This window comes from Bradyrhizobium sp. 521_C7_N1_3, assembly GCF_052075975.1.
Taxonomy (GTDB): Bacteria; Pseudomonadota; Alphaproteobacteria; order Rhizobiales; family Xanthobacteraceae; genus Bradyrhizobium; species Bradyrhizobium japonicum.
Map to the genome: position 1 here is coordinate 2,720,621 of NZ_CP197232.1, position 19,133 is coordinate 2,739,753.

20 protein-coding genes are annotated in these 19,133 nt (G+C 64.4%); 11 read left to right on the plus strand and 9 right to left on the minus strand.

Annotated elements, in window-relative coordinates; genetic code table 11:
- The first annotated feature begins 5 nt into the window (after positions 1 to 5).
- Positions 6 to 335 carry a DUF2160 domain-containing protein gene (locus AB7008_RS12295; protein WP_014497439.1) on the plus strand — a complete coding sequence of 110 codons (330 nt, stop codon included), beginning with the start codon at positions 6 to 8 and terminating at the stop codon, positions 333 to 335.
- 131 nt (positions 336 to 466) lie between these two features.
- On the plus strand, positions 467 to 2,209 hold the full coding sequence (locus AB7008_RS12300) for an ABC transporter substrate-binding protein (protein WP_038937251.1): 1,743 nt from the start codon (positions 467 to 469) through the stop codon (positions 2,207 to 2,209).
- Positions 2,210 to 2,492: 283 nt separating this feature from the next.
- On the opposite strand, the gene AB7008_RS12305 is transcribed toward AB7008_RS12300, so the two are convergent.
- From AB7008_RS12305 to AB7008_RS12315, 3 genes are all read right to left on the minus strand, one after another.
- Positions 2,493 to 3,587, minus strand: coding sequence for an alkene reductase (locus AB7008_RS12305; RefSeq protein ID WP_441258874.1), 1,095 nt, complete (start codon positions 3,585 to 3,587; stop codon positions 2,493 to 2,495).
- A 173-nt stretch (positions 3,588 to 3,760) separates the two neighbouring features.
- Entirely contained in the window at positions 3,761 to 4,264 is a 504-nt protein-coding gene (locus AB7008_RS12310) for a DUF1993 domain-containing protein (protein ID WP_441258875.1), read from the minus strand.
- 284 nt (positions 4,265 to 4,548) lie between these two features.
- On the minus strand, positions 4,549 to 5,850 hold the full coding sequence (locus AB7008_RS12315) for a lytic murein transglycosylase (protein WP_248881652.1): 1,302 nt from the start codon (positions 5,848 to 5,850) through the stop codon (positions 4,549 to 4,551).
- Positions 5,851 to 6,116: 266 nt separating this feature from the next.
- On the opposite strand from AB7008_RS12315, the gene htpX reads away from it, so the two are divergent.
- Together htpX and AB7008_RS12325 are read left to right on the plus strand one after the other, a co-directional pair.
- Positions 6,117 to 7,073 carry a zinc metalloprotease HtpX gene (gene htpX, locus AB7008_RS12320; protein ID WP_441258876.1) on the plus strand — a complete coding sequence of 319 codons (957 nt, stop codon included), beginning with the start codon at positions 6,117 to 6,119 and terminating at the stop codon, positions 7,071 to 7,073.
- Positions 7,074 to 7,222: 149 nt separating this feature from the next.
- Positions 7,223 to 7,864, plus strand: a complete 642-nt coding sequence (locus AB7008_RS12325; RefSeq protein ID WP_248881654.1) for a tetratricopeptide repeat protein — start codon at positions 7,223 to 7,225, stop codon at positions 7,862 to 7,864.
- A 168-nt stretch (positions 7,865 to 8,032) separates the two neighbouring features.
- Here AB7008_RS12325 and AB7008_RS12330 read toward each other — a convergent pair whose 3' ends face one another.
- Both AB7008_RS12330 and AB7008_RS12335 read right to left on the minus strand, forming a co-directional pair.
- Positions 8,033 to 8,380, minus strand: coding sequence for a hypothetical protein (locus AB7008_RS12330; RefSeq protein ID WP_028158276.1), 348 nt, complete (start codon positions 8,378 to 8,380; stop codon positions 8,033 to 8,035).
- 162 nt (positions 8,381 to 8,542) lie between these two features.
- Entirely contained in the window at positions 8,543 to 9,349 is an 807-nt protein-coding gene (locus AB7008_RS12335) for a hypothetical protein (RefSeq protein ID WP_441258877.1), read from the minus strand.
- A 224-nt stretch (positions 9,350 to 9,573) separates the two neighbouring features.
- Here AB7008_RS12335 and AB7008_RS12340 point away from each other — a divergent pair, with 224 nt between their 5' ends.
- Positions 9,574 to 9,867, plus strand: coding sequence for an antibiotic biosynthesis monooxygenase (locus AB7008_RS12340; RefSeq protein ID WP_014497428.1), 294 nt, complete (start codon positions 9,574 to 9,576; stop codon positions 9,865 to 9,867).
- A gap of 183 nt (positions 9,868 to 10,050) precedes the next feature.
- On the opposite strand, the gene AB7008_RS12345 is transcribed toward AB7008_RS12340, so the two are convergent.
- Entirely contained in the window at positions 10,051 to 11,496 is a 1,446-nt protein-coding gene (locus tag AB7008_RS12345; protein WP_028158274.1) for a helix-turn-helix domain-containing protein, read from the minus strand.
- Between the two features lie 240 nt (positions 11,497 to 11,736).
- On the opposite strand from AB7008_RS12345, the gene AB7008_RS12350 reads away from it, so the two are divergent.
- From AB7008_RS12350 to AB7008_RS12360, 3 genes are all read left to right on the plus strand, one after another.
- Positions 11,737 to 13,371 (plus strand): isocitrate lyase, encoded by a 1,635-nt coding sequence (locus AB7008_RS12350; protein ID WP_441258878.1) that lies wholly within the window; start codon positions 11,737 to 11,739, stop codon positions 13,369 to 13,371.
- 30 nt (positions 13,372 to 13,401) lie between these two features.
- Positions 13,402 to 13,611 (plus strand): DUF4170 domain-containing protein, encoded by a 210-nt coding sequence (locus AB7008_RS12355; protein ID WP_008137787.1) that lies wholly within the window; start codon positions 13,402 to 13,404, stop codon positions 13,609 to 13,611.
- 275 nt (positions 13,612 to 13,886) lie between these two features.
- Entirely contained in the window at positions 13,887 to 14,441 is a 555-nt protein-coding gene (locus AB7008_RS12360; RefSeq protein WP_264621967.1) for a hypothetical protein, read from the plus strand.
- A 56-nt stretch (positions 14,442 to 14,497) separates the two neighbouring features.
- Here AB7008_RS12360 and AB7008_RS12365 read toward each other — a convergent pair whose 3' ends face one another.
- Complete coding sequence (locus AB7008_RS12365) at positions 14,498 to 15,379, minus strand: metallophosphoesterase family protein (RefSeq protein WP_441258879.1); 882 nt, start codon at positions 15,377 to 15,379, stop codon at positions 14,498 to 14,500.
- Between the two features lie 116 nt (positions 15,380 to 15,495).
- On the opposite strand from AB7008_RS12365, the gene AB7008_RS12370 reads away from it, so the two are divergent.
- Positions 15,496 to 15,987: an NUDIX domain-containing protein gene (locus AB7008_RS12370; RefSeq protein ID WP_028158270.1), complete on the plus strand. Its 492-nt coding sequence runs from the start codon at positions 15,496 to 15,498 to the stop codon at positions 15,985 to 15,987.
- Between the two features lie 4 nt (positions 15,988 to 15,991).
- Here the strand turns inward: AB7008_RS12370 and AB7008_RS12375 are convergent, their stop codons facing one another.
- Together AB7008_RS12375 and AB7008_RS12380 are read right to left on the minus strand one after the other, a co-directional pair.
- On the minus strand, positions 15,992 to 16,366 hold the full coding sequence (locus AB7008_RS12375) for a DUF2304 domain-containing protein (protein WP_441258880.1): 375 nt from the start codon (positions 16,364 to 16,366) through the stop codon (positions 15,992 to 15,994).
- 64 nt (positions 16,367 to 16,430) lie between these two features.
- Positions 16,431 to 17,183 carry a glycosyltransferase family 2 protein gene (locus AB7008_RS12380; RefSeq protein ID WP_441258881.1) on the minus strand — a complete coding sequence of 251 codons (753 nt, stop codon included), beginning with the start codon at positions 17,181 to 17,183 and terminating at the stop codon, positions 16,431 to 16,433.
- A gap of 137 nt (positions 17,184 to 17,320) precedes the next feature.
- Here AB7008_RS12380 and AB7008_RS12385 point away from each other — a divergent pair, with 137 nt between their 5' ends.
- Both AB7008_RS12385 and AB7008_RS12390 read left to right on the plus strand, forming a co-directional pair.
- Positions 17,321 to 18,499, plus strand: a complete 1,179-nt coding sequence (locus AB7008_RS12385; RefSeq protein WP_264621968.1) for a hypothetical protein — start codon at positions 17,321 to 17,323, stop codon at positions 18,497 to 18,499.
- A gap of 53 nt (positions 18,500 to 18,552) precedes the next feature.
- The gene (locus tag AB7008_RS12390) at positions 18,553 to 19,071 is read left to right on the plus strand and encodes a GNAT family N-acetyltransferase (RefSeq protein WP_304492973.1); all 519 of its coding nucleotides are present in this window, start codon (positions 18,553 to 18,555) and stop codon (positions 19,069 to 19,071) included.
- Positions 19,072 to 19,133: the final 62 nt, after the last annotated feature.

Consider the following 19,133-nt stretch of genomic DNA (forward strand, 5'->3'; position numbering starts at 1 on the left):
CATCGATGGAATCTATTGCATGGATGGCCTGGACGCTGCCGACCGCGATCTTCTTCGTGGCGCTCGCCTGCACGCTCGCGGTCATGACGTACCTCGCCGCGGTCTATCCCGAAGCCGAGCGCGTCGGCGTGCTCAGCATTCCGACGACGCGGGGCGATCGCCTGTTCATCTCCCTGATCACGGCGGCGGTCATCCACCTTCTGTGGATCGCCTTCGCCGGCACCGATACACTCGCCACCCTGCCGGTCGGCGAGGAAGGTTTTGAGATTTCGAGCCTGTGGCTCGCAAGTGGGATTTCGCTGGCCACGGCCGTGCTCATTTTTCGCACGGTCTGAAGCTCGCGAAGGGACGGCCAGATCCGGGGGCAAACCCGGGCCTGTATAAAATTTTGTCGCTGCAACGGAGGAACAACATGCGACAGTTTAGGAGAAGGAAAGGTCCATTGACCAAGAATAGCTTTCTGACCATGTCCAGCGCCGCCGCCATCGTTGCGGTGTCGTTCGCCGTCTCGGCGCCGGTCCGCGCCGCTGACGACGCCGCGATCCAGAAGTGGATTGCGGAATTCCAGCCCTCGACGCTGTCGAAGGACGAGCAGAAGAAGGAGCTGGAGTGGTTCGCCAAGGCCGCCGAGCCCTTCAAGGGCATGGAGATCAACGTCGTCTCCGAGACCATCGCGACCCACGAATACGAGTCGCAGACGCTGGCGAAGGCGTTCTCCGAGCTCACCGGCATCAAGCTCAAGCACGACATCATCCAGGAAGGTGACGTCGTCGAGAAGCTGCAGACCCAGATGCAGTCCGGCAAGAACGTCTATGACGGCTGGATCAACGATTCCGATCTGATCGGCACGCACTTCCGCTACGGCCAGACCATCGCACTGTCGGATTACATGACCGGCGAGGGCAAGGACGTCACCGATCCCCAGCTAGACGTCAACGACTTCATCGGCAAGTCGTTCGGCACCGCGCCGGACGGCAAGCTCTATCAGCTGCCCGACCAGCAGTTCGCGAACCTCTATTGGTTCCGCTATGACTGGTTCACCAACCCGGACTACAAGGCCAAGTTCAAGGCCAAGTATGGCTACGAGCTCGGCGTGCCCGTGAACTGGTCGGCTTACGAAGACATCGCCGAGTTCTTCACCAACGACATCAAGGAGATCAACGGCGTCAAGGTCTACGGCCATATGGACTATGGCAAGAAGGACCCGTCGCTCGGCTGGCGTTTCACCGACGCCTGGCTGTCGATGGCCGGCAACGGCGACAAGGGCATTCCGAACGGTCTGCCGGTCGACGAATGGGGCATCCGCATGGAAGGCTGCCGTCCGGTCGGCTCGTCGGTCGAGCGTGGTGGCGACACCAACGGCCCGGCTGCGGTTTACTCGATCACCAAGTACCTCGAGTGGATGAAGAAGTATGCCCCGCCGCAGGCCCAGGGCATGACCTTCTCCGAGTCCGGTCCGGTGCCGGCGCAGGGCAACATCGCCCAGCAGATGTTCTGGTACACCGCCTTCACCGCCGACATGGTGAAGCCCGGCATCGCCGTGATGAACGCGGACGGTACGCCGAAATGGCGTATGGCTCCGTCGCCGCACGGCTCGTACTGGAAGGAAGGCATGAAGCTCGGCTACCAGGACGCCGGCTCGCTCACGCTGTTGAAGTCGACCCCGGCAGACCGCCGCAAGGCGGCCTGGCTCTATCTCCAGTTCATTGTCTCCAAGACGGTGTCGCTGAAGAAGAGCCATGTCGGTCTCACCTTCATCCGTGAATCCGACATCTGGGACAAGTCGTTCACCGAGCGTGCACCGAAGCTCGGCGGCCTGATCGAGTTCTACCGCTCGCCCGCGCGCGTGCAGTGGACCCCGACCGGCAACAACGTGCCCGACTATCCGAAGCTCGCGCAGCTCTGGTGGCAGAACATCGGCGATGCGTCGTCCGGTGCGAAGACGCCGCAAGCCGCGATGGATGCACTCGCAGCCGCTCAGGACTCCGTCATGGAGCGCCTCGAGAAGTCCGGCGTGCAAGGCGCCTGCGGTCCGAAGCTGCACAAGAAGGAGACCGCCGAATACTGGTACGCCAAGGCCCAGAAGGACGGCACCATCGCGCCGCAGCGCAAGCTCGCCAACGAGAAGCCGAAGGGTGAGACGGTCGACTACGACACGCTGATCAAGTCGTGGCCGGCGTCCCCGCCCAAGCGCGCGGAAGCGAAGTAAGCGGCGCCTCATAACGACGAAAGGCCGGGAGCAATCCCGGCCTTTTTGTTTTGCACTTGCAACGACGAGCTTGTGGCACGCGGGTCCCGCATTCTCAGTGTCATCGTCCGCGAAGGCGGACGATCCAGTACTCCGGGGCGGGTGTGATTGAATCGATAGGCCGCGGCGTACTGGATGCCCCCCTGCCGCCTACGCTAAAGCTTCGGCGCCCTGGACCGCAGCCCCGGCGAAGCCTTGGCGTAGCCGGGTCGCGGGGCATGACTGCGTCATGTGAGGAGAAAAACTACTTCGCCGCCGCGAGCGTCGGATAATCCGTGTAGCCCTTGGCGCCGCCGCCGTAGAACGTGGTCTTGTCCCAGTCGTTCAGCGCCGCGCCCGACTTCAGCCGTTCGACGAGGTCGGGGTTGGAGATGAACGGCTTGCCGAACGCGATGAGATCGGCGGCGTTCGCGTCCAGCACCTTGGTCGCGAGATCGAAGTCGTAGCCGTTGTTGGCGATGTAGGCGCCGGTGAAGCGCTTGCGCAGGCCCGCATAGTCGAACGGGGCGATGTCGCGCGGGCCGCCGGTGGCGCCTTCGACCACGTGCAGATAGATCAGCTTGAGCGCGCTGAGGCCGTCGACGATGTGATCGAACAAGGCCTGCGGATTGGAATCGGAGAGATCGTTGGCCGGCGTCACCGGCGAGATGCGGATGCCGGTGCGGTCGGCGCCGGCCTCGGCGGCAACGGCACTGGAGACCTCCAGCATCAGCCGCGCGCGGTTTTCGATGGAGCCGCCGTAAGCATCGGTGCGCTTGTTGGCGCCGTCCCTGGCGAACTGGTCGAGCAGATAGCCGTTGGCGCCGTGGATCTCGACGCCGTCGAAACCGGCCTCGAGCGCATTCTTGGTGGCGCGCTTGAAGTCGTCGATGATACCGGGAAGTTCGGAGAGCTCGAGCGCGCGGGGCTCGGAGACGTCGGCGAAAGTGCCGTTGACGAAGGTCTTGCCCTTGGCGCGGATCGCGCTCGGCGCCACTGGGGCTGCGCCATTGGCCTGGAGATCGACATGCGAGATGCGCCCGACATGCCAGAGCTGGATGAAGATCTTGCCGCCGCGCTCATGCACGCGGTCGGTGACCTTGCGCCAGCCGGCGACCTGGTCCTTGCTATAGATGCCGGGCGTGTCCTGGTAGCCCTGGCCCTGCTGTGAGATCTGGCTCGCTTCGGTGACCAGGAGACCTGCGGAGGCGCGCTGGCCGTAATAATCGGCGGCAAGCGGGCTCGGCACGAACGTGCCGGGCGCGGCGCGGTTGCGCGTCAGCGGCGCCATCACGAGGCGGTTGGCCAGCGTGATCGGGCCGAGCTTGTAGGTCTCTAGCAATTTGGTCGGGCGGCTCATGGGAATGCTTCCAGGCGGTGAGAGATCACGAACACTTGTGCATCGCGACATCAGGCGCAAGAGAGGAGTCATACGGAAAGTGGAGGCGAGCTACGCGGCCTGGCCCGCGTAGCATGATTCATGTGCAATCCCGGCCACGACAGCGGATTTGCGCTGCCACGGCCCGCCATCCCTCAGTTCGCGCCGAGGAAATCGCGCTTGCCGATCTCGACGCCGTTGTGACGCATGATGCCGTGAGCGGTGGTGGCGTGGAAATAGAAGTTCGGCTGCGAGACCCCGCTGAAGAACTGCTGGCCCTTGAGCGTCATGGTCCGGTCCGGGCCCGCCGGGAAGGTCACGTCCTTGGTGTCGGCGCCTTCGAACTGCTCCGGCTTGTACGATTTCACGTAGTCGATCGTCTTGGCGAGCCGCTGCTTCAGCTCCTCAAACGTCTTTTCCGTGTCGGGCATCGAAGGCACCTCGCTGTGGGTCAGCCGGGCGCAGCCCTTGGCGGCGAAATCGCTGGCGAGCTGGATCTGCTTCGACAGCGGCAGCATGTCCGGGAAGAGGCGCGAGCCGAGCAGGACGCTCGGGTCGATCTTTTTGGCCGCGCAATGCGCCTCAGCTTTGGTGAGCAGGCCGGTGAGGCTGTTCAGCATTTGCAGATAGGCAGGAACGACGGCGTCGTAAAAGGACATGTGATGCTCGCTTGTGAATGGGAAATCTCAGGGGAAACCTGAGCCACTGACATGGGAGCATCACAGAAAATTACAATCGCGAGAGCGGCTTGTGCGGTGCGAAAATTCTATAGCGCCCCCGACTACAGTGTCATCGCCCGCGAAGGCGGGCGATCCAGTACTCCGCGGCCGGAGTTGCGCGTACCGACTATCGCCGCGGAGTACTGGATGCCCCGCCCCCCGTGCGCAATCGCGTACTAGGCGGGGCATGACCGAGAATGGGGCATGACCCCGAGTAAGAATACCTACCGCACCATCCCCGCCGGCTGCGCCTGGGCCGTGCCGCCGCGCATCCGCGCGAGCAGCTCGGCGGTCGGCCAGGAATCGGCGGGCAGGCCGTATTTGATCTGCATCGCCTTCACGGCGGCGCGGCTCTGCTGGCCCAGCACGCCGTCGACCTTGCCGACATTGAAGCCGGCCTGAACCAGGAGCTGCTGCAATTGCTTGAGCTCATTGAACGGCAGTTGCGCGACCGGTTGGGCCGGCTTGCGCATCGGAGCCGCGCCGGCGATGCGGGTGGCGAGATAACCCGCGGTGGTCGAATAGATCAGCGAATTATTCCACTCGGTGTAGGCCGCGAAATTCGCATAAGCCATGAAGGCGGGTCCGTTGCGTCCCATCGGCAGCAGCACGGACGCCGCGAGATTGTCGTTCGGTAGCGGGCGGCCGTCGGGATAGGTGACCCCCAACTGCGCCCATTTCGAGCGCGGCTGCTGCACCGTGAGGTCGGTCTGATCCCAGGGCAGGTTCTGCGGCACCTTGATCTCTTCGAGCCATGGTTCGCCGCGCCGCCACTTCAATCCGTTGGCGATGTAGTTCGCGGTCGAGCCGATCACGTCGTCCTCGCTGCGCAAGAGATCGCGCCGCCCGTCGCCGTCATAGTCGACGGCGTAGTTGACGTAATGCACGGGCAGGAACTGCGTCTGCCCGAGCTCGCCGGCCCAGGAGCCGACCATCTCGTCGGGTGTGAGATCGCCGCGGTCGATGATCTTCAGCGCGGCGATGGTCTCGTTCACGAACATCTCCGAGCGCCGGCAGTCATAGGCCAGCGACACCAGTGATTTCAGCGTCGGCAGATTGCCCATGTTGACGCCGAAATCGCTCTCGAGGCCCCAGAATGCGGCGATCACCGCCGGCGGCACGCCGTACTCCTTTTCGGCGCGCGCGAACGCAGCCGCGTGGTGCTTGATGTGCTGCTGGCCGTTCTGCATGCGATAGGGCGCGGCCATGCGGCCGGCAAATTCGGTGAAGAGCTGGCCGAACACGCGCTGGCCGCGGTCGCGATTGACGATGCCCTGGTCGTAGACGAGATAGGGCGAGGCCTCCGATATCGTCCGCTGCGACACGCCGGCGGCGACCGCCTGGCTCTTCACGTCGGCCAGGAACCGATCGAAGCTCGCGCCATTGTGGCACGAGGCCGCGCGCGGCGACGGGGCTGTGGCTTTGGGCGCGATGGGCTTGGCGGGTGGTGGCGCGAACTGGGCGGAGGCGGGGAGGGCGAAGGCGAGCAGAGCGGCGGCCGCGATCGCAAATCGGGTCTGGAGCATGAGGTTTCCGGCGGGGGAGAAGGGGCGCGTGTGGAATCTTGCTAAAGCTTAAGTGAATTGAGCGCCTCAAACCATCCCTTCGTCATGGCCGGGCTTGTCCCGGCCATCCACGCCTTTCGGGCCTTTGTGCGGGCATGACGGAACGGCAATGTTTGGCATAGCCGCGGCGCCGCGACGCACCTCGAAACCTTGCACCCGGGCCGGGGTCGTCCCCACCTGAATAGCGCCGGCCGATGGCTCGCCTGCGGCCGCCTCGGGAGACGGCCATGAACTATCTGCGTACCGCAATGCTGCTCGCCGGCCTCACCGCCCTGTTCATGGGCGTCGGCTATCTGATCGGCGGCGCCACCGGCGCCATGATCGCGCTCGTCATTGCCGCCGCGACCAATCTCTTCACCTACTGGAACTCCGACCGCATGGTGCTCAACATGTACGGGGCCCGTGAGGTCGACCGCGCCAGCGCGCCGGAGCTGGTCGGGCTCGTCGCCGAGCTTGCGGGCCGCGCCTCGCTGCCGATGCCGCGTGTGTTCGTAATGGACGAGGCGCAGCCCAACGCGTTCGCGACCGGGCGCAACCCGCAGAATGCGGCGGTCGCCGTCACCACCGGCCTTGTGCATCAGCTCAGCCGCGAGGAACTTGCCGGCGTGATCGCGCACGAACTCGCACATATCAAGCATCACGACACGCTGCTGATGACGATTACCGCGACCATTGCCGGCGCGATCTCGATGCTGGCGCAGTTCGGCATGTTCTTCGGCGGCCATCGCGACAACAACGGCCCCGGCATCGTCGGCTCGATCCTGATGATGATCCTCGCCCCGATCGGCGCCATGCTGGTGCAGATGGCGATCAGCCGCACCCGCGAATATGCCGCGGACAATCTCGGCGCGCGCATTGCGGGTCAACCGATGTGGCTGGCGTCGGCGCTGGTGAAGATCGAGGGCGCCGCGCATCAGGTCCCGAACTACGATGCCGAGAGGAACCCCGCGACCGCGCACATGTTCATCATCAATCCGCTGTCGGGCCATGGCGTGGACAATCTGTTCGCCACCCATCCCTCGACGCAGAACCGCATCGCAGCGCTCCAGCAGCTCGCGGTCGAGCTCGGCGCGCAGGCATCGCCATCGGTCGGTGCCAACGAAAGCTATCCGCCGCGGAGCCCGTGGGGGCAGTCGTCCTCAAGCGGCCCTTCACCTGGTCCTTCCCGTGGCCCTTGGGGCTGATGCGGAACCGGCCGGAATCGCGCCCGGCTTTGTGACCAGCTTTTGTGACCTGGCGCACAGAGGATGGTCCCGGCCGGTGTTAACACCATGGCGAGACAGTTCCTTCGAAAGGGGATGCGTGGCCGGTCCTCTGCCTGCCACGGTCGAAGATGACCAAAGCTGCGGTACCATTGTTGATCGTCCTGGGCGTGCTCATTGGCCTGTCCACGCACACGGTCGTCAATTGCGGGGACGAGGACGAGCCCGACATCTGCTCGGCGGTGATCGGCTTCTCGCCGCTGCGGGGATCGCTGATCGCGTTCGCCTATGAAGGGCGCGGACGGATCGCGTTGCGCCACGGCGACTGGCGGCGGGCGATCGCGGATTTCGACGAGGCCATCCACCTCAATCCCAACCGCGCCTCGCTGTATCGCGACCGGGCGCAGGCGCGCCGGCAGAATGGCGACCTGGAGCTTGCCATCGAGGATTACGACGAGGCGATCGCGCATGATCCCAGGCACGCGGCGCCCTATCACCAGCGCGGTCTCGCGCTCGCCGCCACCGGCGATCTCGATCGCGCCATCCTGAGCTACAACACGGCGGTCCGTCTCGACCCGTCGGATGCGCAGGCCCGCCTCGACCGTGGCCTTGCATTCCTCGCCCGTGGCCAGGCCGACGACGCACGTGCCGATTTCGAAGCGGCTCTCGCGCTGCCGGCCGGCAAGGACGGCCACACCCGCGACGCGGCCCGCGCCAAGCTCGCCGAACTCGCGAGCGCCGAGCCGAACCAGGCCCCCGCGCCAAGGCGGTGAGAGGAGCTTTTCTCCCTCTCCCCGTTCTTACGAGGAGAGGGTTGGGGTGAGGGGCTCTATCCGCATGCGCGAACGTCGCGCTACCTGTGCCCCCTCACCCGGATTGCATCTGCGATGCAATCCGACCTCTCCCCGCAAGCGGGGCGAGGTGAAGCGTACGAGCAGCGGCTACTTCGCTTTCTTGGCTTTCGCCTTCTTCGCCTTGGCCTTCTTCACCGGCTTCTCCTTCGCCTTCTCCACCTTCGCCGGGATCGGCGTGCTGGCGGCGAGGCGCATCGAGCGGGCATAGCTGTCGGCGACGTTGTCGGCGGACATCTGGAGGCGCTTGGCGGCGGCGGTCGCCTGCTCCATCGTGGCCTTGGCCATCATCTTGAAGCGGTCGCCGGTCTCCTTGCCCTTGGCCTTGGCCGCAAGGCCGTTGAAGCGATCCCGGCGCTCCTTGGCGCGGGTCAAAAGGCCCGTATGCAGCTGTCTGGCCAGTTGCCGGATCACGACATCCAGGTCGGCGTCCGCCATGTTGTTCTATCCTCTTAAAACGGTATCGATGCGGGCGGGACTATGCAGATCGGGCCCCGCCTTGGCAATTCCCGGCGGTGCGTCATCCGCAGCTTCCGGTACCCAAACCAAAAAAGCCGCGCATTTTTGCGCGGCTTTCTGGGGTGGCTTTGCGCAGACGCCTTATTTCAGCGAGGCAACCGGACCGCTCGCCGGTGCCGGATCGGGGTCGAAGCCGAACACGCCGACCAGATATTTGTAATAGTCCGGCATCTTCTCCTTGAGCGCCTCGCGCGACTTCGGGTCGTGGAATTCGCTCTTGCCGGCCAGGAAGATGCTGGCGGTCACGGCAAAGAATTCCATGGGATTCTTCATCGCATAGGATTCCTTGGGCAACAGGTCCTTGGACTTGGCAAGGGCGAAATAGCCGATCACGCCCTTGTTGGCGTAGCCGTCCGGCAGCAGCCGCGCGTGATAGGCGTGCAGCAGTTCGTGCAGCAGCACGGCTTCCTTCTCGTAGCGCATCATGTCCGGCCGCAGCATGATCACGCCGAGGCCCGAATCGACCGCGAGGTCGACGGCATTCGGATTGGTCCAGCGCTGCTTGTCGGGGTCCCAGACCGTCAGCGTCCGGGGTGCGGTGCGCTGGATGTCCGGCGTGACCCGGCCGTAGCATGCGGTCGCGGCGCCTTCGTCGAGGCAGGCGAGCTCGCTCGCGACGATCGGAACGGTGTGGAAGAAGCGCAGCACGCGCGGCGACAGGCCGGAAGCTTCGACGACGTCGATCTGCTGCTTCAGATTGTCGGTGAGCTTGTCGACGTCCTTGCGCTCGGAATTCTCCGTCAGGTCGAACATGTAGCCGCGGTAGCTCTGGAAGCCCGGCGGCAGCGCCTGCGCTGCCCCGGCCGACGCGTCGAGCGTTCCGGCATGGGATGGATTGACGAAGAGCGCGCCCACAACGGTCGCGGTCAGCAGCAGCGCTACGCGCATGATGAACCCCCTGATGTCACTTCACCCGGCAGGATAGGCCGTCGCCGTTTGCGAAAAGTGAGTGGGGCGAGACTAAGGCACCGATGTTGAGGCGTGCTTAACCGTTGGTTGCAGATCGCGGAGACGGATTAGTGCCGGGTTAACCAAGCGTGGATTGGTCGCGCGCTTCGGCGTAGGATCGAAGCCGGGCACATGCCCGACAGCAATAGCCGGAGGAGGATGCCATGTATGCCGCCATCCGTCAGGCCAAGGCGAAAAGCGGGAGCGCCGAAGAGCTGGCGCGCCGCATCAAGGACGGCGCCGTTCCGATCATCAGCGACGTCGACGGCTTCAGGGCCTACTACGTCGTCTATGCCGGCGACGACACCGTCACCGCGATCTCCATCTTCGACAAGTTCGAGCAGGCGGAGGAGGCGAACCGGCGCGCGATCGCCTGGATCGAGAAGGATCTTGGGCCGCTGCTCGCGGGGCACGCGAGCGCCGCCGCTGGGCCTGTGATCGTGCATACGCTGGCGTGAGGTGCTGGGCGGGTCAGTCACGCCTCATTCTTCACTGTCATGCCCCGCGAAGCCGGGGCATCCAGTACGCCGCGGCGTCTCGGTTCAATCACAGCCGCCGCGGAGTACTGGATCGCCCGCTTTCGCGGGCGATGACAACGGTGAGTGTGGCTTGTGCCTTCTACCAAAAGCGCGGCTTGCCCCTCACAACTCCCGTGCATTCGAGAACGCGAAACTCGACACCCGCCTTGTCGTCTCGTCCAAAATCAGCGTACGCGTGATCGGCGGCTCGGCGCGCTGGGCGCAGTTTTCGCGTTCGCAGAGGCGGCAGTTGACGCCGATCGGCGTGCCCTCCGTTTTCTCCAGATCCAGGCCGGAGGCGTAGACGAGGCGGGCGGCGTGACGGATCTCGCAGCCGAGGCCGATGGCGAAGCGCGGCTGCGGCAGCGGATGCGGCGCGACGGGGCGTCGCACCATCTGTGCGATCGAGAAATAGCGCGTGCCGTCGGACAGCTCGATCACCTGCTTCAACAGGCGATCCGGCGTGTCGAAGGTCGAGTGCACGTTCCACAACGGACAGGTGCCGCCGAATTTCGAGAACGGGAACGTGCCGGAGGAAAAGCGTTTCGACACGTTGCCGGCATTGTCGACGCGCAACAGGAAGAACGGAATGCCGCGCGCGTTCGGTCGTTGCAGCGTGGTGAGGCGATGGCAGACCTGCTCGAAGCCGGAATTGAAACGCTGCGCCAGCACGTGGATGTCGTAGTTCAAGGCCTCCGCCGCGGCGAGGAAGGCCGGGTAGGGCATCATCACGGCCGCCGCAAAATAGTTGGCGAGCGTGATGCGGAACAGGCGGCGTGGCGCGTCGTCGAGCGGGCCGGCGCGGCCGATGATGGTCTCCAGGGCTTGCGCGCATTCGCCTAGGCCCAGCTGGAAGGCGAGCTGGAACGCGCGGCCGGGCGGATCGACCAGCTCGGAGATCAAGAGCTGGCGGCGATGGCGGTCGAAACGCCTGAGCGTCTCGCGCATCACGTCGACCGGCATGATGCGGGTCTGGATCGAATGCTTTTCGCGCAGGCGTGCGGCGAGCGCGGCATAGAGCCCTTCGGCCGGCACGTTCAGTTCGTCGCGAAGAGTCTCCGCGGCCTGCTCCAGCTCCGGAAAATAGTTGCGGTTGGCCTCGATCAGCTCGCGCACGCGCTCGACGGGATTGGCCTCATAGCGCGTGCCGACGTCGCGGTCAGCCATCTGCGCCGCGGCCAAGGTCTCGCCCTGGCGGGCCTCGGCATAGGCGGCATAGAGCCGTTGCAGGGCATGGGTGACGCCGGGACAGAGCTCGGCAAGGTCGCGCAGTTCCTGCTTGGGAACGTCGATCTGGCGGAACAGCGGATCGGAGAAGATCTCGTTCAGCTCGGCGAAGAAGCGGTCCTCGTCGGCGGTCGCGAGGTCGCGCAGGTCGAGGTCATAGGTCTCGGCCAGCCGCAGCAGGATCTGCGCCGTCACCGGGCGCTGGTTGCGCTCGATCAGGTTGACATAGCTCGGCGAGATCCCGAGCCCCTCGGCGATCTGGGTCTGCGACAGCCCCAATTGCTGCCGGATCCGCCGGAAGCGTGGGCCGACGAATAGCTTTTTCCCCGAGACGGCGGGCATTTTCAGATCTCCCAAGGGAATACAGGCGCATCAACGACAGTCTTGTTGACCTATATTATTTACAAGATTTACAAAATAACATCTATTACATGTTCTGATGTTACATGACATCACCATTCGAATACAAGGCCTCTGTACGAACTTCGCTTTCTGGCGTTTAGCTCATGACACGCATTTCGCAATGCACTGTCAAAAATGTCGATGACAAATTGAGTTGTCATCAGCGAAAGGATCGAGCAGATGAATTACCAGCCCCGTGGCATCAGCACCCTTCAGGGCCCGGCCTCGTATCAGAGCGAGGTTGAGGCGGCCCAGGCGCTCCTCAAGACCCAGCCGACCTGGAACGGGGTGTCGGCCGAGGCCGTCGCGCGCATGCGGCTGCAGAACCGCTTCAAGACCGGCCTGGACATCGCCCGCTACACCGCGGCTTTGATGCGGGCCGACATGGCGGCCTATGACAACGATCCGACCAAGTACACCCAGTCGCTGGGCTGCTGGCACGGCTTCATCGCCCAGCAGAAGCTGATCTCGGTCAAGAAGCACTTCGGCGGCAAGACCGATCGCACCTATCTGTACCTGTCCGGCTGGATGATCGCGGCGCTGCGCTCCGAGTTCGGCCCGCTGCCCGACCAGTCGATGCACGAGAAGACCTCGGTGCCCGCCCTGATCGAGGAGCTCTATACCTTCCTGCGTCAGGCCGACTCGCGCGAGTTGAACGACATCTTCCGCAGCCTCGACAAGGCGCGCAAGGAAGGCGACAAGACCAGGGAGAAGGAGCTGATCGAGAAGATCGACAACTTCCAGACCCATGTCGTCCCTGTTATCGCCGACATCGACGCCGGCTTCGGCAACGCCGAGGCGACCTATCTGCTCGCCAAGAAGATGATCGAAGCGGGCGCCTGCGCGCTGCAGATCGAGAACCAGGTCTCGGACGAGAAGCAGTGCGGTCACCAGGACGGCAAGGTCACCGTGCCGCACGAGGTGTTCATCGCGAAGATCCGCGCCTGCCGCCACGCCTTCCTCGAGCTCGGCGTCGAAGACGGCGTCATCGTGACCCGCACCGACTCGCTCGGCGCCGGCCTCACGCAGCAGATCGCCGTCAGCCACAAGCCCGGCGACCTCGGCGACCAGTACAACAGCTTCCTGGATTGCGAGGAAGTCACGGCCGCGAACGCCCGCAACGGTGATGTCATCATCAACCGCGACGGCAAGATGATGCGTCCGAAGCGGCTGCCGTCCAATCTCTATCAGTTCCGCCCGGGTACCGGCGAAGACCGCTGCGTGCTCGACAGCATCACCTCGCTGCAGAACGGCGCGGACCTGCTCTGGATCGAGACCGAGAAGCCGCATATCGAGCAGATCGCCAAGATGGTCGATCGGATCCGCAAGGTGGTTCCGAACGCGAAGCTGGCCTACAACAACTCGCCGTCGTTCAACTGGACCATCAACTTCCGTTGGCAGGTTTACGACGCGATGAACAAAGCCGGCCAGGACGTCAGCAAGTACAACCGCGCCGAGCTGATGAAGCCGGAATACGACGATACGCCGCTGGCGAAGGAAGCCGACGAGCGCATCCGCACCTTCCAGGCCGATTCAGCCAAGCGTGCCGGCATCTTCCATCACCTGATCACGTTGCCGACCTACCACACGGCGGCGCTCTCGACCGACAACCTGGCGAAGGAATATTTCGGCGACCAGGGCATGCTCGGCTACGTCAAGAACGTGCAGCGCGCCGAGATCCGCCAGGGCATCGCCTGCGCCAAGCATCAGAACATGGCCGGCTCCGACATCGGCGACGACCACAAGGAATATTTCGCCGGCGAGGCTGCCCTGAAGGCGGGCGGCGCCCACAACACGATGAACCAGTTCGGCTAACGCACCACGCTATCCAAGAGGAGACTGACAATGACCAAAGGCAGCAATTTCTGGGTGATCGGCGGCGAGTTCGGTTCGATGAACTTCCACAAGCTCGTGGAAGGCTCGGCCCAGGTGCAAGGTCCGTTCAAGACCCGCAAGGAAGCCGAGGATGCCTGGCGCTCGGTCTCGGAAGAGAACCGCCACAAGGCCGGCGTCCGCTTCTCGATCGTGGAAGAGCCGTCGCGGGTCTCGGCCTGACGGCTGCCTGAGAGCATGATCCGGAAAAGTGGGAACCGGTTTTCCGAGAAGATCATGCTCAAACAAAATTAGATCGTGATGCGTGATCGCATCACGATCGGATCAAGAAACGTCCAAGGACGGAGGGTCCCATCCGGCGCAAGCCGGGTGGGATCGTCTGTTTTTGGCACAGGTCAATCGGCTGTGGGCGGTGTAAGTATCTGGAATTGTGGACCCTTTGCGGAGGGTTTGGTTGCTGATAGGTTAACGGAGGAAAGTCGAGGACGAGGCCGACAATGTCAGAGCCTGAGACCAGCGGGACCCATCCCAGCCAGCCGCGCCCGGTGCGGCTGCGCGACGCGCTGCTGCGTGCACGGATCGAGGCCGCCGACCGGACCGGTGTGGTCGTCGATTTGCGCGATGCTGAGGTGGCTCGGCTGGAGATCCTCAACGACGCGCTCGACCCCCTGTTCGCGCAGGTGCCCGACCAGATCGACCTGTTCGATCGCGGCATCAGCCAGGGCGATACGCCCAGACTCTGGATCGATGTCGTCGCACACATCATGATGGGGCGCGACAAGCGGATGTATCGCTTCGTCCAGGACACCCGCTTCGGCCGCATCGTGCTCGCCGAATCGCACGACACCGCAGCGATCGTCGAAGCCGTGACCGACTACGTCGCCCGCCGCATGATCGAGCGCGAGCACGCCATGGTGGTGCCATCAGAGCCGAAGCCTGTGGCCGCCGAGCCGCCGCGCCGCTCGCGCGTCTGGCCGTTCGTGTTCGGATTCATTTTCGGCGCGGCCGCCTTGTTCGGCCTCGCCTTGCTGGCGGCCCTGCGGAGCTGGTGAGACGCTCTCCGCCGTCATTACGAGTGCAGCTTCGCTGCACTCGTAATGACGGCGAACTAGACCAACCTTGCCTGCTTGATCTGCCGGATCTGAAATCCGGATCCGAGGCCCCGCACGGTCTGCTCGCAGCGCCAGCCGGAATTGTCTTTCTCGATCGTGAACAAATTATACGCTGCCGCCGGGTAGCGCCCGTGGGCGAGTGCGGAGGCCGACGGCACGCCGACCGCGGGGATGTTGCCGTTCGGACCCTCGAACCACATGGTCGAATGAATGTGGTCGTGCCCGTGCAGGATCAGCTCGACGCCGTGGCGCTTGATCAGTGCCAGCAGCGCACCCGCATCTGTCATCCGTTTCTGGCGCGTGCCCGACTTCAGCGGATGATGCACCAGCAGCACGCGGAAGGCGTCCTCGGCGGCGAGGCGGTCGAGGACCGCTTCGAGGGACGCGAGCTGATCGCGGCCGAGCGTGCCCGTCGCCATCAGCGGCAAGGTCGGCACCGCCGTGGACAGGCTGATCAGCGCGAGCGGCCCGCGCCGGCGCACGCCCGGAAAGCCGATGCTGCCGTCGTCGCCTGCAATATAGGGTGCAAAGGTCTCGCCGAAGCGGTGAGAGGTGGCGCGGACATAGGCATCGTGATTGCCGGGAATGGTGGTGACGCGGTCGGGGGGACCGACGCCGTCGAGCCAGGCGCGCGCCGGCGCGAACTCGGCCTCCAGCGCCAGATTGACGAGATCGCCTGTGACCGCGATGTGGTCGGGCGTCTGCGCCTGGACGTCGGCGACGAGCGCATCGAGCACCTCGCGGCGCTGGTACTTGTGGCGGTTGCGCGTCCAGTTGACGTAGCCGAGCGCGCGCTTGCCCGCGAGCTCGATCAGCCGTGGCTTCGGCAACGGCGGCAGATGCGGGTCGGACAGATGGGCGAGCGTGAAGGGGGCCATGGCGCGCGATTGCCTCGCTATTCGTCCGCTGTAATGGCAAGGTCGCGAGGACTGTGCAAGCGGGGCCCGGACAGGGGCCTCTTGGGAGTGTTCTTGGGAGTTTTCCTGGGAGTCTGATGGGGGATCGTCTGAACAGCGTCCGACGGACATTCGAACCGCTGCTGCGGCGAATCTTCCACGCCTATTTCCTGCTCGTCCGCGGCATGACGCTCGGCGTCCGCGCCGTGGTGCTGGATTCCGAGAACCGGGTGTTCCTGGTCAGGCACAGCTACATCACCGGCTGGTATCTGCCCGGCGGCGGCGTCGATCTCGGCGAGACCATGGAGCAGGCGATGCGGCGCGAGCTCAAGGAGGAGGGGGACATCGATCTCACCGGCGACGCGGTGTTGCACGGCATCTTCCTCAACAGCCACGTCTCCCGCCGCGACCACGTCGCGGTCTATGTGGTCAGGCAGTTCAAGCAGGATCGCGTCCCTGAGCCCAACCACGAGATCGTCGAATGCGGATTCTTCGCGATCAATGCGCTGCCCGAGGGCACCACGCACGGCACGCGGCAAAGGCTCGCGGAAGTGCTGGACGGTAAGCCGCTGACCGCGACGTGGCGCTGAACGCTCAACCGCTCGACTGCCCGTTCTGCTTCGCCTGCAGCTCCAGCGCCAGCAGGCTCTGCTCCTGGATCAGCGCGCAGTTCTGCCGCTCCAGCCTGTGCAGTCGCGCCGTCATGTTGTGCATGAACGCGAACACCACCAGGAACAGGGCGCCGAACATCACGACGAACGGAAACACGACGCCGGTCAGATGGCTGACGAGATAGGCCAGTGTCGGAAACAGCGTGAAGCCCGCGGGGATGATCGCCACCATGGATAGCATCAGGAAGTCATAGAGATCGAACCTGCCTTGCAGCGTCTTGCGCAGCAGCACCAGCATGTAGATCAGCGCAAAGGCGGAGATGACGACGACCGTCTCCGGATTTGGAAGGGCTATCACGGCTGCCTCCTCGGAATGTTCGACGAGATGATGAGACCACAAATCGGAACGGGGACGCGCGGCGTCATGACGCCCTCACGAGGCGCGCGAGCAGGATGTAACCGAGGACGCGGATCATGTAGCTCGCCGACTTCAATCCGTCGATCGAGCTGACGCCGGTCTCCCGCGCCCGCATCTCGACCGGAACTTCGCTGACGGTGAGGCCTGCGCGCATGGCCCAGGCCAGCGAGATCGGCTCCGGAAAATCCGCCGGATACGCTTTTGCGAAGAAGGCGATGGCGGAACGGTCGAGCAATCTCATGCCGCTGGTCGGATCGGTGATGCGGCCGCCGCCTCTGAAAAGACCGTTGAGCGCAAGCACGATCAGCCTGATGCCGGCGCGCCGCATGCGCGTAGAGCAGAAGCCGGTATGGTCGATGAAGCGGCTTCCGATGGTGATGTTGGTCGGGTCCTTGCGATGGGCGTCCAGAAGCATCTCGATGGCGCGCGGATCATGCTGCCCGTCGCCGTCGATCTGGATGCAGAAATCAAAATCCTGACGCGCCGCGTATTTGATGCCGGTCTGCACGGCGCCGCCGATGCCGAGATTCTGCGCGAGGCGGGCGACCGGCGAGCGGCAGCTTGCCACCGCGGCCGTCGCGTCCGACGAGCCGTCGTCGACGACCAGGGTGTGGTAGCCGCATCCGGTTGCCTCGATCTCGCTCAGCAAACCGCCGACCGAGGCCTCCTCGTTGAAGCAGGGAATGATGATGAGGACTCGCGACGTGCCTTGCTGCGGTGCGGCGGCACCGTCCCAGCACGTGTCGGTCGAAGCCAAGCCCGTACTTATACCCGTACCCAAGCCCATGTCGGCCACGTCTGCCTCACCTCCTGACTGCCCACCCTTGCTATACTTGCCGATGCTTTTCCTGTACAGGCGGCAAGCCATTTCAAGCTGTGCGGGGCCGCCGGCGAATGCCGATCAGAGTTGTCAAAGTCCTTTTTTCAATTGTGTTTCTGGCAATTCTGGCCAGCAACATCAGGCTGATCTCGTATTGGAGCGAGAGCCGCGGCGTCTATGACGACATCTGCTATCTCAGACAGGCCCATCTGTTCCAGCGCTTCGGCTGGCAAGGGCTCGACACCAGCCTCGCCCGAGAAACCGACGGCTATCTCGCGGCCAAGCTGCGCAGTATCGGTTATCCGAACTGGAACGAGCCGACCCTGGCGCCCTGTCACACGCAGACTGCGGACGGTAGCAAAAGGGTGATGACGCCGCCGCCGGGAACGGGCTTCGTGCTGGGGCTGTTCCCCGAAGGGTTCCAGGTCGTGCCGCTCTACGTCGTCGCGAATCTGATCATCGCCGGCTTTGCACTGTACGGGCTGTGGCGTGCGCGGGAGCCGCTGTCGTTGACATCAGCCGCATTGCTCGGCGCGCTCTCGATCTACTTCATGATCAATCCGACCAAGGCGAGCTATTCGATGGCGCCGACCATGGTCGTCTGCGCGCTGGCGGGTCTGTTGACCGCAAGACTGTTCGTCGATGAAGGCCGGCGCCACCTCCTGATGGTCGCTGCCGTCGGCGTGCTGCTCGGCCTGTCCGCGAGCTTTCGAATCGCGAACGTGGTTCTGTCGGCCGGCTATTTCCTGTTCTTCGGATTGTCGTTCCTGATCTGGCGTAGCCGCGAGACGTTCGTCTCGGGTCTTGCGCTCGGCCTTTCGTTCCTGGTCGGGCTGTTGCCGGTGTTCGCGGCGAACCTGGTCAATTCAGGCCATCCGCTGGTCTCGGCCTATGGCGGCCAGGATACGGCCCCGCCGAGCCTCGACCCGGCCGTGCTGCTAGCCTATCTCCGCGACACCCAGTTCCCGTTGATCGTGATCGCCTGCGTCGGGACCGCGCTGTTGTGGCGCTACGCCGGCCATGGCGGCGTCAGGAAACTCGCGTTGCTGGTTGCCGGAAATCTCGCGCTGAATCTGGCGTTCTTTGCCACGCATCCGGTCTTCACGCAGTACTACGTCATCCCGATCCTGATGCTGTCGCTCTGGACGCTGCTGTTCGCGGCCGTCCTCAGCCGCAGCCCGGCACAGGGTTTTATCGCCCACGAGGCCGATGGACCGCGGCCGTCTGAGATGTTATCCCGCATCTCGCATTGACGCGTTTTCCTGACGCGAACCTGAAACCACTGCGCTCGAAGACGCATGCCGACATGACCGATCTCTCGCTCACCATCCTTCCGGAAGCCGCCGGCGACGCCCAGGCGATCGAACGGCTGCACGAGCGCACCTTCGGCCCCGGCCGTTTCGTGCTCAGCGCCTACCGCATTCGCGAGCACGTCGACCATCTGCTCAACGTGTCCTTCACCGCCCGCATCGGCACGCTGCTGGTCGGCTCGGTCAGGCAATTGCCGGTGCTGGTCGGCGAGACGCAGGCCCTGCTGCTCGGGCCGCTCACCGTCGAGCCGCCGTTCCGCGACCGCGGCATCGGCCGTCTCCTGATGGAGCGCGCGCTGAAGGACGCCAAGGACAAAGGCCATCGCCTGGTGCTGCTGGTCGGCGACGAGCCCTATTACAGCCGCGTCGGCTTCAAGCCGGTGCCGAAGGGCCGCGTCACCATGCCGGGCCCGGTCGACGCCGCGCGCGTGCTGGTGTTCGAGCTCGTCGACGGCGCTTTCGAGGGCGTGTCGGGGCAGGTAACGCCCGACTGGAGCAAGGCGCGGGCGGGGTAGGGTCGTTCGCGGATTGTGCTGCGCTCCATCTTGGCTACGATAGCTCTTGCGGAGTATCCATG